Annotated in this window: 13 protein-coding genes and 1 tRNA gene; 12 read left to right on the plus strand and 2 right to left on the minus strand. The window is 71.4% G+C overall.

Features of this window, described 5'->3' with window-relative positions; translation table 11 throughout:
• Positions 1-62: 62 nt before the first annotated feature.
• The gene (gene upp, locus ACF1A5_RS31240; RefSeq protein WP_392196226.1) at positions 63-698 is read right to left on the minus strand and encodes a uracil phosphoribosyltransferase; all 636 of its coding nucleotides are present in this window, start codon (positions 696-698) and stop codon (positions 63-65) included.
• Between the two features lie 149 nt (positions 699-847).
• Here upp and ACF1A5_RS31245 point away from each other — a divergent pair, with 149 nt between their 5' ends.
• The 8 genes from ACF1A5_RS31245 (at position 848) to ACF1A5_RS31280 (ending at position 5803) form a co-directional block, all read left to right on the plus strand.
• Positions 848-1060 (plus strand): hypothetical protein, encoded by a 213-nt coding sequence (locus ACF1A5_RS31245; RefSeq protein ID WP_392196227.1) that lies wholly within the window; start codon positions 848-850, stop codon positions 1058-1060.
• Between the two features lie 685 nt (positions 1061-1745).
• A complete protein-coding gene (locus ACF1A5_RS31250) occupies positions 1746-2282 on the plus strand; it encodes a hypothetical protein (RefSeq protein ID WP_392196240.1) in 537 nt (178 codons plus the stop codon).
• 56 nt (positions 2283-2338) lie between these two features.
• Positions 2339-2770, plus strand: a complete 432-nt coding sequence (tadA, locus tag ACF1A5_RS31255; RefSeq protein WP_392196228.1) for a tRNA adenosine(34) deaminase TadA — start codon at positions 2339-2341, stop codon at positions 2768-2770.
• Positions 2771-2903: 133 nt separating this feature from the next.
• Positions 2904-2991, plus strand: a tRNA-Ser gene (locus ACF1A5_RS31260).
• Between the two features lie 169 nt (positions 2992-3160).
• Entirely contained in the window at positions 3161-3337 is a 177-nt protein-coding gene (locus ACF1A5_RS31265; protein ID WP_356181114.1) for a hypothetical protein, read from the plus strand.
• Positions 3337-3630 (plus strand): Dabb family protein, encoded by a 294-nt coding sequence (locus ACF1A5_RS31270; protein ID WP_392196229.1) that lies wholly within the window; start codon positions 3337-3339, stop codon positions 3628-3630. Before ACF1A5_RS31265 ends, ACF1A5_RS31270 begins: the two co-directional genes overlap by 1 nt.
• Before the next feature lie 155 nt (positions 3631-3785).
• Positions 3786-4658 carry an RNA polymerase sigma factor SigF gene (locus tag ACF1A5_RS31275; RefSeq protein WP_392196230.1) on the plus strand — a complete coding sequence of 291 codons (873 nt, stop codon included), beginning with the start codon at positions 3786-3788 and terminating at the stop codon, positions 4656-4658.
• Between the two features lie 245 nt (positions 4659-4903).
• On the plus strand, positions 4904-5803 hold the full coding sequence (locus ACF1A5_RS31280; protein WP_392196231.1) for an RNA polymerase sigma factor SigF: 900 nt from the start codon (positions 4904-4906) through the stop codon (positions 5801-5803).
• Positions 5804-6283: 480 nt separating this feature from the next.
• Here the strand turns inward: ACF1A5_RS31280 and ACF1A5_RS31285 are convergent, their stop codons facing one another.
• Positions 6284-6478 carry a hypothetical protein gene (locus ACF1A5_RS31285; protein ID WP_392196232.1) on the minus strand — a complete coding sequence of 65 codons (195 nt, stop codon included), beginning with the start codon at positions 6476-6478 and terminating at the stop codon, positions 6284-6286.
• Between the two features lie 315 nt (positions 6479-6793).
• Between ACF1A5_RS31285 and ACF1A5_RS31290 the strand changes: the two genes are divergently transcribed.
• The 4 genes from ACF1A5_RS31290 to ACF1A5_RS31305 all read left to right on the plus strand — a co-directional run bounded on the left by ACF1A5_RS31290 (position 6794) and on the right by ACF1A5_RS31305 (position 11368).
• Complete coding sequence (locus ACF1A5_RS31290; protein ID WP_392196233.1) at positions 6794-7252, plus strand: MarR family winged helix-turn-helix transcriptional regulator; 459 nt, start codon at positions 6794-6796, stop codon at positions 7250-7252.
• 48 nt (positions 7253-7300) lie between these two features.
• Positions 7301-9841, plus strand: coding sequence for an MFS transporter (locus ACF1A5_RS31295; RefSeq protein ID WP_392196234.1), 2541 nt, complete (start codon positions 7301-7303; stop codon positions 9839-9841).
• A 102-nt stretch (positions 9842-9943) separates the two neighbouring features.
• Complete coding sequence (locus ACF1A5_RS31300) at positions 9944-10765, plus strand: YceI family protein (protein WP_392196235.1); 822 nt, start codon at positions 9944-9946, stop codon at positions 10763-10765.
• 129 nt (positions 10766-10894) lie between these two features.
• Positions 10895-11368, plus strand: coding sequence for a PPOX class F420-dependent oxidoreductase (locus tag ACF1A5_RS31305; protein ID WP_392196236.1), 474 nt, complete (start codon positions 10895-10897; stop codon positions 11366-11368).
• Positions 11369-11465 lie beyond the last annotated feature (97 nt).

Raw genomic sequence — 11465 nt, forward strand, 5'->3', positions numbered from 1 at the left:
CGCGGAAAAGACCGAGGCCCGGGGCCCAGCGGCCCCACAGGTACGAAGCGCTACTCGAAGCGCTACTCGGCCGCGCCGTACATACGGTCGCCCGCGTCGCCGAGGCCCGGGACGATGTAGCCGTGCTCGTTGAGGCGCTCGTCGACCGACGCCGTCACGACCGTCACGGGGGTGCCCGCGAGGTCCCGCTCCATGACCTCGACGCCCTCGGGGGCGGCGAGCAGCACCACCGCGGTCACGTCGTCGGCGCCGCGCTTGATCAGTTCCTGGATCGCGGCGACCAGCGTGCCGCCGGTGGCGAGCATCGGGTCGAGGACGTACACCTGACGGCCGGAGAGGTCCTCCGGCATACGGGTGGCGTACGTGGAGGCCTGCAGCGTCTCCTCGTTGCGGATCATGCCGAGGAACCCGACCTCGGCGGTGGGCAGCAGCCGCACCATGCCGTCCAGCATGCCGAGACCGGCGCGCAGGATCGGCACCACCAGCGGACGCGGGTGGGAGAGCTTGACGCCGGTGGTCTGCGCGACAGGCGTGTGGATGTCGACCTGTTCGGTGCGCACGTCCCGCGTGGCCTCGTAGGCGAGCAGGGTGACGAGTTCGTCGGCGAGCCGGCGGAAGGTCGCGGAGTCCGTGCGCCGGTCGCGCAGCGTGGTGAGCTTGTGGGCGACCAGAGGGTGGTCGACGACGTGGAGACGCATGTGCCAACAGTAACCGGGCGTCTCGACCGCCCGCCCGCCTCCCTCCACCGTCCTCTCCGGACGGCTGCCGCCCACGTCACGGCACGTTCCTCCGGCATCAAACTGCCCGTCCGGGGGAATGCGGGAGGACGAAGTGGGGTGGTGAGCCGATGCCCGAGCGGGGATCCCGTGACGAAGCGGCGCCGCGCGAGGAGCGCCGGACGCCGGACACACCGGAGGCCGAGGCCGAGCGGCGGCGGCGCCGGGCCCGGTTCCTGCGCGAACTCGCCGAGGCCAGGGCGCTGCGCGACCGCGTCCAGCCCCGCCGCGCCAAGGCCGCCCGGCTGCGACACGCGATGCGCATGCGCACGTTCCGCTGGTAGGCACGTCTCCGGCTGACGCCCGCTGCGACCGTCCGGGCACCCCGCCCGACCCCCGTTTCGACTGTCCGGGCAGCCCGCCCGACCCCCGTGTCGACTGTCGGGCACCCCACAGCTGGCGGCAGCTGCGACCGTCAGGCTCTCCGGCGGCCGTCCGAATCGGCCGCCAGGGACTCCGGTTGCCCGGATCTTCGACGGCCAGGGGGCTCGGACCGGCCGGCGCGCCGACCGTCCGGACCACCGACAGTGCGCCGCTCCGGCTGCCCGACACTCCGACCCGGCACACCGATGACCCGACACTCCGAGCGCCCGACACTCCGAGCGCCCGGCTCTCTGAGCCCCCGGCACTTCGACGTTGCTCCGACAGGCGGTCCCACGTTCGCCAGGCAGGCACGGTGGGCGGTCTCGGGGACGCGGCGACACCCGCGTGGGCGTTTCGGGCGGTGGGCGTGCTGCACGCCGGGCAAAGCCGCGTACGATCCGCAGGTGGCGGCAATGAGTGCGCCGGTGAGTCCTTGACGGGCGTACGGTCAAAACTGCCGGACACAGGGAGCCGAAGACGTCCCCTGGACGCCTTGTTTCTGCCACGATTCCGAGTGGGTGGGGCTCGGAGCCCAGCTCTCCCCTCCCAGAACCTCCGCCGGGGGGACCCCCAACCGGCACGCCTATGACCAGTGGGAGAGTCACGGTGTACTTCGCCGCACTGCTCGCGCGCACCGAAGACGGGTGGGAAGCGAGCGACACAGAGCTCGATGATGTGGAGACGCTGTCCGACCTGGCCGATCTGGCCCGGGAAGCCTCGGCCGACGACGACACGGTGCTCGTCCTGATCGAGCAGGAGGACGCGTGGTTCGGCGTCGTCCGCGTAGACGGCGAGGACGACCCTCGTATCTACGTCTCCGACGCCGCGGCCGCCGCCCGCAGTTCGTACGGCGAGATCCTGCTCACCGACGAACTGCTCGGCCGGGAGCCCGGCGACGACGGCACCGACCTGGACTCCCTCGACCTCGACGGCACGGAGGACGGCGAGCCCGCCTCCGCCGAGGACGACGAGGAGGAGGGCGGCTCCGCCGACGCCATCACGCACGGTCCCCTCGGTGACGCCGAGATCCTCGACGACCTCGGTGTCGGCGAGAAGGAACTGCGCGCCCTGGACGCGGACGACGCGCTGAACGCGATCGCCGAGGCCCTCGGTGCCTCGGAGGTGCTGGAGACCGTCCGCTGACCGCGCCGCAGACCCACGGGCCCCCGGACCCGGTACGCGACCGCTGGCGGGCCGCGATGCGGATCGCCCTGGACGAGGCCGAACAGGCCGCCCGGGGCGGGGACGTCCCCGTCGGCGCCGTCGTGCTGGCCGCCGACGGCACGACCGTGCTCGGCGCGGGTCACAACGAGCGGGAGGCCACCGGCGATCCGACCGCGCACGCGGAGGTCCTCGCCCTCCGGCGGGCCGCCGCGGCGGCCGGGGAGTGGCGGCTGTCCGGCTGCACGCTCGTGGTGACGCTGGAGCCGTGCACGATGTGCGCGGGCGCGCTCGTGCAGTCCCGGGTGGACCGGGTGGTGTACGGCGCCCGCGACGAGAAGGCGGGGGCCGCCGGCTCCCTGTGGGACGTCGTGCGGGACCGGCGTCTCAACCACCGCCCCGAGGTGATCGAGGGCGTGCTCGCGGAGGAGTGCGCCCAGTTGCTCACCGACTTCTTCCGCGCCCGCTGAGCGGTCCCCGGTCCTCGCGGTCCGCGACCGCCGAGCCGTACCGGAGCGCGCACCCGGGCCGCCGGAAAGTCGCAGGGAGGTCGCCGGGAAACGGATTTCAAACCACGGCCCCCCGTGCTGTAAGGTCTCCCTCGGTAGCGTGTCCGAGCGGCCGAAGGAGCTCGCCTCGAAAGCGAGTGTGGCGCAAGTCACCGAGGGTTCAAATCCCTCCGCTACCGCCAGTGAAGGGCCCCGTCCGACGGACGGGGCCCTTCGTGCGTGGATCCGCGGGTGGGGATGATCCGGAAAAACGATCGGACGGTTACACTCACCGCCGGCACCACCGGCCCCGAGAGCACCGGCAGGCCCCGGAACACCAGCAGTCCGCAGCAGTCAGAGGGAGAGGCCGCGATGGCGGTGAACGCCAAGAAGATCGCCGTCTACGCGCTCGTGGTCTTCGCGCTGTATCTGATCATCACGGACCCGGCCAAGGCCGCGGACTACGTGCAGATAGGCTTCGAGGGCATATCGGACGCCGCAAAGGCCATCGGCGACTTCATGACCTGGGTCGCGCACGGAGGAAAGTGATGATCCGCCACCTGGTCCTCTTCAAGCTCCACCAGGGCATCGAGCGCGACGATCCGCGCGTCGTGGAGGGCGTCGAGGCCTTCCGCGCACTGGAGGGCAGGATCCCGGAGATCCGCTTCTGGGAGTGCGCCTGGAACATCAGCGACCGCCCCATCGCCTACGACTTCGCGATCAACTCGGCGTTCGACGACCTCGCCGCGCTGCGCCGCTATGTGGAGCACCCGGACCACCAGGCGGGCGTAGGACTGTGGCGCGAGTTCGCCACGTGGGTGATCGCGGACTACGAATTCTGAGCCGTACGAACGCACGGCCACGCCCCCGGCCCCGCACCGGACCGGTGCGGGGCTTCGCCATGTCCGGGCGCCCCTGAACCGGTATTTCACCCCTCAACACGTGCATATGCGGTGCTTGAACACGATGGACCTGTCTTGTGATGCTATGACCGCTTTTGACGGATGAGTTGATCGATGAAGAGGTGGCGTTGACCGTGTCGGCCAGTACTGCGCCACCCCAGGAAGAAGCTCCGCCCCCGGCCGAGGCACCGGCCCCGGAGAAGCGCCGCGGCGCCGACACCCGGGCCCTCACCCAGGTGCTCTTCACCCAGCTGAAGGAGCTCGAACCCGGCACCGCCGAGCACGCCCGCGTGCGCGGAGCGCTCATCGAGGCGAATCTCCCGCTCGTGCGCTACGCGGCCGCCCGCTTCCGCTCCCGCAACGAGCCGATGGAGGACGTCGTCCAGGTCGGCACCATCGGACTCATCAACGCCATCGACCGCTTCGACCCCGACCGGGGCGTGCAGTTCCCGACCTTCGCGATGCCGACGGTCGTCGGCGAGATCAAGCGCTACTTCCGTGACAACGTCCGCACCGTCCACGTCCCGCGCCGGCTGCACGAGCTGTGGGTGCAGGTCAACAGCGCCACCGAGGACCTGACAACCGCCTTCGGGCGCACCCCGAGCACCGCCGAGATCGCCGAACGGCTGCGCATCACCGAGGAGGAGGTGCTGTCCTGCATCGAGGCGGGCCGGTCGTACCACGCGACCTCCCTCGAGGCCGCCCAGGAGGGCGACGGGCTGCCCGGACTGCTCGACCGGCTCGGCTACGAGGACCCGGCGCTCGACGGCGTGGAGCACCGCGACCTGGTCCGCCACCTCCTCGTCCAGCTCCCCGAGCGGGAGCAGCGCATCCTGCTGCTGCGCTACTACAGCAATCTCACCCAGTCGCAGATCAGTGCGGAACTCGGCGTCTCGCAGATGCACGTCTCCCGGCTACTCGCACGTAGCTTCCAGCGGCTGAGATCCGCAAACAGGATCGAGGCGTAACCGGCAGGAGCGAATCCCTCACCTGGGCGGATGCCGACATGCGCCCCGTGAGACGCCGTCAGACCCCTTTTGTCCAGGGCCGATTCGCGCCACGGATGTCGACAAGTCCCTACAGCGCGTTGCCGACATGTGACATTCTGCGGGAAGAGCGTTTGCCGGGGCTTCGGCGCCGGTATTCAGGTGAAGGCTGCGTTCTTCCCGACGAGGGCGCCGCCGCGACCGTCCCGCGACCCATAGGGGGTGGCATGTCCGCAGATCAGGGCAGCTCGAAGGTGCTCACGCTCACGAAGAGCGAGAGCGTGCCCGAGGCGCTCGACGCCCTCGACGACGTTGTGTCCCTCGAGGCCGCTCCGGCCCCGGCCCCAGCTCTTCCGGCCCCGGAAGCCATCGACACCCGCACCCTGTCCCGCTCCCTCTTCCTGCGGCTCGCCGCACTCGACGAGAACAGCCCCGAGCGCGCCTACGTCCGGGACACCCTGATCGAGCTCAACCTCCCGCTGGTGCGCTACGCGGCCGCCCGCTTCCGCTCCCGCAACGAGCCGATGGAGGACATCGTCCAGGTCGGCACCATCGGCCTGATCAAGGCGATCGACCGCTTCGACTGCGAACGGGGCGTGGAGTTCCCGACCTTCGCGATGCCGACGGTCGTCGGCGAGATCAAGCGTTTCTTCCGGGACACCTCCTGGTCGGTCCGGGTGCCGCGGCGGCTGCAGGAGCTGCGGCTGGCCCTCACCAAGGCCAGCGACGAGCTCTCCCAGAAGCTCGACCGCTCCCCGACGGTCCCCGAACTCGCCACCGCACTGGGCGTGTCGGAGGAGGACGTGGTCGACGGCCTCGCGGTCGGCAACGCCTACACCGCCTCCTCGCTGGACTCGCCGGCCCCGGAGGACGACGGCGGCGAGGGCTCGCTGGCGGACCGCCTGGGCTACGAGGACATGGCGCTGGAGGGCGTCGAGTACCGCGAGTCGCTCAAGCCCCTGCTCGCCAAGCTGCCGCCCCGCGAGCGGCGCATCATCATGCTCCGATTCTTCGCCAACATGACCCAGTCGCAGATCGGCGAGGAGGTCGGCATCTCGCAGATGCACGTCTCCCGGTTGCTCACGCGCACGCTGGCCCAGCTGCGCGAGGGGCTCATCTCGGACTGACCCTCCTCCCGCTCTCCCCTTCCCCGTCTGTTGTTCTTTGACGGAGCGTCAACCGTCATGGCGCGCTGCTTCGCCGGATACGGACGGCGTGGAGGGGGGCGACACCGACCCCGGCCGCCGAGGCGCCTTCACGGTTGCTTCGGCGGCCGTCGTCTGCCCGGGCGCGACACCGGCCGCGGGCGGGAGCGGCACAGAGGACGGGGACACAACTGCGGTGGCACGCCGATGCGTTCGGGCTCGGTGGCCCTCGGCACGCACCTCATCGGGGCGCCCGGCATCGACGGGGCGAGGGTCGGGGCGACCGAGACGCTTCCGGCGCCGGTCAGGGCCGGCGCGCGGAAGGACGGGATGTGGAGGGTGTGCGTCGACGCGATGGGGCCCCTGCCCGAGCGCAGTCGAGAGCTCGGGGGAGGGCGCCGCCGGGCGTGCGCATCGAGCGCCGGGACGGGTCCGTCCCGTGGAAGTGGCGGCCGGCTAGGCCTACTTGAGCGCGAGCCACGCCACCGCGGCAACGACCGCCACGGCGACGACGACGCCGATGATCAGGCCGACCCGGGGACCCGAGGAGGTCTGCTGCGGGGTGGCGCTCTGAGGAGCCTCGTCCACGAACGCGCGGAACATCTGAGTGCTGCCGGCGGGGTCGTAGTTGCCCTGGGGGCCCTGCGTGTTAGCCATGGCCCGAGACCCTAGCGAAAACGCGGGGGCCGCCCAAGGGTGGGGGTTGCGTCGGCGCTCCCCGGCAGGACGCCCGAGGTCGGCGCGCCGCTCTCAGGAGCACCGCTCCCGGGCCGCCACCGCGATGGTGACGGGCTCGTTCTGAACGGTTTCGTCCTCAAGCGCCGGACGGACTCCCGTGCGCGGGCCCACCAGCGCATTTACGATCGCGATACTTGCCTTTGCCAACTTTTTGCGCCGACCGGCCCCTGCTTGTTTGCCTGCAGCAACCAACTGCTCGTATGGTTGCCCCAAGCAACGAATACGGGAGGTGGGATGGCCGAGCGGTCGCAGTTCGAAGAGCTGGCGCGGCAGCTCAGTGCCGTCGGAGCCGTGAAACGGGACATGGGGCGCATACTGCCGCCCGACTGCCCGGCGGGCTCGGCCGCCGTGCTGACGCTGCTCGGACGGCACGGCGACATGCGCATGAGCAAGCTCGCCGAGCTGCTCTCCGTGGACATGTCGGTGACCAGCCGGCATGTCGCGCACGTCGCCGCACGCGGCTGGATCGAGCGGTCGCCCGACCCCGCGGACAAGCGCTCACGCATCCTGCACCTGACGCCCGAGGGCGCGGCACAGCTCGACGAGCTGTCACGGCGGACGACCCATCTGCTCGCCGACCGGCTGAGCGACTGGACCGACGACGAGGTCGGCCAGCTCATCCGGCTGATGACGCGCCTGCGCGCCAGCTTCGGCGACTGCCGGTCCGCCCCGGCCCGGATCCCGCACCCGTAGTCGAAGAGACCACCCGTACACCCGCAAGCACGTAAGAGAAGGAAGCCCATGGCAACGACCACACCAGCCGGTGTGCGGGCTCACGCCAAGCACGGGGGAGGCTCCTCCGGCGACGCTCCGATGACCCACCGGCAGATCATGGAGGCGCTCTCCGGGCTGCTGCTCGGCATGTTCGTGGCGATCCTGTCGTCCACGATCGTCACCAACGCCCTGCCGGAGATCATCGGCGACCTCGGCGGCGGTCAGTCCGCCTACACCTGGGTCGTCACCGCCGCCCTGCTGTCGATGACCGCGGCCACTCCCCTGTGGGGCAAGCTCGCCGACCTGTACAGCAAGAAGGCTCTCGTCCAGATAGCGCTCGTCATCTACGTCGTCGCCTCGGCGGCGGCCGGTCTGTCGCAGAACCCGGGCATGCTGATCGCCTGCCGTGTGGTGCAGGGCATCGGCGTCGGCGGTCTGTCCGCACTGGCGCAGATCGTCATGGCGGCGATGATCTCCCCGCGCGAGCGCGGCCGCTACTCCGGCTACCTCGGCGCCACCTTCGCCGTCGCCACCGTCGGCGGCCCGTTGCTCGGCGGTGTCATCACCGACACCTCGTGGCTCGGCTGGCGCTGGTGCTTCTACGTCGGTGTGCCGTTCGCGGTCATCGCGCTGATCGTGCTGCAGAAGACCCTGCACCTGCCCGTGGTGAAGCGGGACGTGAAGGTCGACTGGGGCGGCGCGTTCCTGATCTCGGCCGCCGTCTCGCTGCTGCTGATCTGGGTCACCTTCGCCGGTGACAAGTACGACTGGCTGTCGTGGCAGACGTACACGATGGTCGCCGGCTCCGTCGTCCTCGGTCTGCTGTTCGTCCTCGTCGAGGCGAAGGCGAGCGAGCCGATCATCCCGCTGCGGCTGTTCCGCAACCGCACCATCACCCTCGCGTCGCTCGCCTCGCTCTTCGTCGGCGTCGCGATGTTCACCGGCACCGTCTTCTTCAGCCAGTACTTCCAGCTGGCCCGGGACAAGTCCCCGACGATGTCGGGCGTCATGACCATCCCGATGATCGGCGGTCTGTTCGTCTCCTCCACCGTCTCCGGTCAGTTCATCACCCGCACCGGCCGCTGGAAGGCGTGGCTGGTCAGCGGTGGCGTGCTGGTGACGGCCGGCCTGGGCCTGCTCGGCACCATCCGGTACGACACCGACTACTGGAAGACCGCCGTCTTCATGGGCCTGCTGGGTCTCGGCATCGGCATGATGATGCAGAACCTGGTGCTGTGCACACAGAACCAGGTCGCGCCCGGCGACCTCGGCTCGGCCAGCTCCACGGTCACGTTCTTCCGGTCCCTCGGCGGTGCGGTCGGCGTCTCCGCGCTCGGCGCGGTGATGGCCCACCGGATCACCGACTACGTCAAGGACGGCCTGACGGACCTGAACCCCAAGTACGCCCGCGCCCTGGCCGGTTCGGGCTCCGGCGACAGCATCCCGCACATGGACGCGCTGCCGAAGCCGCTGCGCACGGTCATGGAGAGCTCCTACGGCCACGGCATCGCCGACGTCTTCCTGATCGCCTCCGGGCTGGCCGCGGTCGCCTTCCTGATCACCCTGTTCATCAAGGAGGTCCCGCTGCGGACCAAGGCCGGCCTGGCGCAGGCCGCCGACGGCGAGGCCCTCCCCGTCGACCCCGCCGCCACCCCGGCCGTCGCGGAGGCCCAGGCCTCCACCGCCGAGGTCCCGGCCGACCGGAACGCGCCGAGCCCGGCGTCGGCCGCCACCACGGAGGCCGGCCCGGAGGGCACGCAGCGGCTCGCCACCGCCGCTCCCGCGGAGACCGGTGCCGGTGCCGGGGGCGGGATCCCGGTGCGCGGCTTCGTCCGCGGCGCCGAGAGCGCGCCGGTGCCGCGGGCCGCCGTCACGCTGATCTCGCTGACGGGCCGCCAGCTGGGCCGCTCCGTCGCCCAGGCCGACGGTGCCTACACGGTGGACGCGCCGGGTGCGGGTTCCTACGTGCTGATCGCCTCCGCCGACGGCTACCAGCCGCAGGCCTCCACGATCGTCGTGAACGGCGAGCCGGTGGCGTACGACGTCCTGCTCAGCGGCACCAGCGGGCTGAGCGGTGTGGTGCGGGCCGCGGAGGGCGGGCTCCCGGTCAAGGACGCGATGGTGATCGTCACCGATGTGCGCGGGGACCTGCTGGCCACCGGGACCACCGGTGAGCAGGGCGAGTTCTCCTTCGCCGAGCTGGTGCCGGGCGCGGTCACGGTGGCGGTGAACGCCGCCGGGTACCGGCCGCGGGCCCTGCCCGTCGAGGTCGGCGGAACCGGGGTCACCCGGGTCGAGGTCGACCTCGATGCCGGCGCCGAGGTGCAGGGTGTCGTGCGGGCTCCGCACGGTCCCCTCGCCGACGCCCGCGTGACGCTGGTCGACGCGGCGGGCAACGTGGTCGGCACGGCCACCACCGGCGCGGACGGGGCGTACGCCTTCACCGACCTGAACAGCGGGGAGTACACCGTCATCGCGACGGGCTACCCGCCGGTGGCGACGGCGCTGACGGTCTCCGGCCGCGGCGTCGACGACCACGACATCGAGCTCGCCCACCCCGGCGAGTAGCACGGCCCCGGCCCGCGGCGGGCGCGCTCCGAGCGGAGACGCGCTCGCCGCGGGCCGAACTACTTACGACCATTTTGTATGGGTTTCCAGGGAGAAAACGGGATGGGACTGACCGCGAGGATCCGCACCCGGGACGGATGGGCCGTGTCGCACGCGGTCGTCACGGTGACCGACACGACGGGCACGCAGGTGCTGCGCGCCGAGGCCGACCAGGAGGGCGCCGTCCGGGACACGACCGCTCTGGCGCCGGGGGCGTACACGGTCATCGTCACCGCGGTCGGGTACGCGCCCGCCGCCGCGAGCGCGCTCGTCACCGCGAGCGGCCGGGCCGAGATCGGCACGGTCACGCTGGCCCGGCAGGGCGGCACCGAGCTGCCGCCGCCCGGACCGTGGACCGTCGACCCGGCGCACTCCTCGGTGGCCGCGGTCGCCCAGCACCTGGGCATCTCCAGCGTGCGCGGCCGGTTCACGGACTTCGCGGCCACCCTCGAGATCGCCCCGGACGACGTCACCAAGTCGCGCGTGGAGGCGGTCATCCGTGCGGCCTCCATCGACACCGGCAACGGGATGCGCGACGGGCATCTGAAGTCCGCCGACTTCCTGGACGTCGAGAAGCACCCGGAGATCACCTACCGTTCGACCGGCGTGACCGCGGCCGGCTCGGACCGCTGGACCGTCCAGGGCGAGCTGGGCATGCACGGCGTCGTCCGCCCGGTCGACCTGGACCTGACCTACCTCGGCACCGGCGCGGACCCCTGGGGCGGCACCCGGGCGGCCTTCCGCGCGACGGCCGAACTGCACCGCGAGGACTTCGCCATGAACTACAACCAGGTCCTCCAGGCCGGCATCGCGGCCATCGGCACGACGCTGAGGGTGGAGCTCGACATCCAGGCCGTGCAGGGCGAGTCGCTGCCCGCCGCCTGAGGGGCGTCTGCCCGCGCGCCCGCCCGGCGAGGGCACCGCGTCCGTGAGACCGGGCCGGGCGGGTGGTAGGCACGGCAGGGGCACCCTCGTCGGCCCATCCGCCCGCCCTCCGGCCCCTAGGCTGCGGGCATGGCACCGAACATCGCGACCAACACCCGCGTCTCCCTCGACGAACTGCTGGACTTCGTACGCCCCCGGCACCACGCCCTGCTGCTGACCCGGCGGGCCGACGGCGGCCCGCAGGCCTCGCCGCTGACCTGCGGGGTGGACGACTCGGGGCGGATCGTGATCTCCACATACCCGGAGCGCGCCAAGACGCGCAACGCCCGGCGGGACGCGCGGGTGAGCATCGTCGTGCTCAGCGACGACTGGAACGGGCCCTGGGTGCAGATCGACGGGACCGCCGAGGTGATCGACACGCCGGACTCCGTGGAGCCGCTGGTGGAGTACTACCGGAACATCGCCGGGGAGCACCCCGACTGGGACGAGTACCGCCAGGCCATGGTCAAGCAGGGCAAGTCCATCATCCGGGTCACACCGGAGCGCTGGGGGCCGGTGGCCACCGGCGGCTTCCCGGCACGGCTGGTCGAGGAGGAGGGCTAGGTCCAATACTGGTGATTTAGGCTGTTTTCCGGCTGGTTGAAGTGGCTCTGGTTGGCTCGACCAGCCGGACCGTCGGGGTGTCTGGCCGTGGTGGGCT

It is taken from the genome of Streptomyces sp. NPDC014864, from assembly GCF_043081525.1.
Classification (GTDB): Bacteria; Actinomycetota; Actinomycetes; order Streptomycetales; family Streptomycetaceae; genus Streptomyces.

Excerpts from the sequence above, each read along its gene's own strand:
- upp (WP_392196226.1), bottom strand. The coding sequence starts at position 698 with ATGCGTCTCCACGTCGTCGACCACCCTCTGGTCGCCCACAAGCTCACC.
- ACF1A5_RS31245 (WP_392196227.1), top strand. The coding sequence starts at position 848 with ATGCCCGAGCGGGGATCCCGTGACGAAGCGGCGCCGCGCGAGGAGCGC.
- tadA (WP_392196228.1), top strand. The coding sequence starts at position 2,339 with ATGCGGATCGCCCTGGACGAGGCCGAACAGGCCGCCCGGGGCGGGGAC.
- ACF1A5_RS31265 (WP_356181114.1), top strand. The coding sequence starts at position 3,161 with ATGGCGGTGAACGCCAAGAAGATCGCCGTCTACGCGCTCGTGGTCTTC.
- ACF1A5_RS31270 (WP_392196229.1), top strand. The coding sequence starts at position 3,337 with ATGATCCGCCACCTGGTCCTCTTCAAGCTCCACCAGGGCATCGAGCGC.
- ACF1A5_RS31280 (WP_392196231.1), top strand. The coding sequence starts at position 4,904 with ATGTCCGCAGATCAGGGCAGCTCGAAGGTGCTCACGCTCACGAAGAGC.
- ACF1A5_RS31285 (WP_392196232.1), bottom strand. The coding sequence starts at position 6,478 with ATGGCTAACACGCAGGGCCCCCAGGGCAACTACGACCCCGCCGGCAGC.
- ACF1A5_RS31290 (WP_392196233.1), top strand. The coding sequence starts at position 6,794 with ATGGCCGAGCGGTCGCAGTTCGAAGAGCTGGCGCGGCAGCTCAGTGCC.
- ACF1A5_RS31295 (WP_392196234.1), top strand. The coding sequence starts at position 7,301 with ATGGCAACGACCACACCAGCCGGTGTGCGGGCTCACGCCAAGCACGGG.
- ACF1A5_RS31300 (WP_392196235.1), top strand. The coding sequence starts at position 9,944 with ATGGGACTGACCGCGAGGATCCGCACCCGGGACGGATGGGCCGTGTCG.
- ACF1A5_RS31305 (WP_392196236.1), top strand. The coding sequence starts at position 10,895 with ATGGCACCGAACATCGCGACCAACACCCGCGTCTCCCTCGACGAACTG.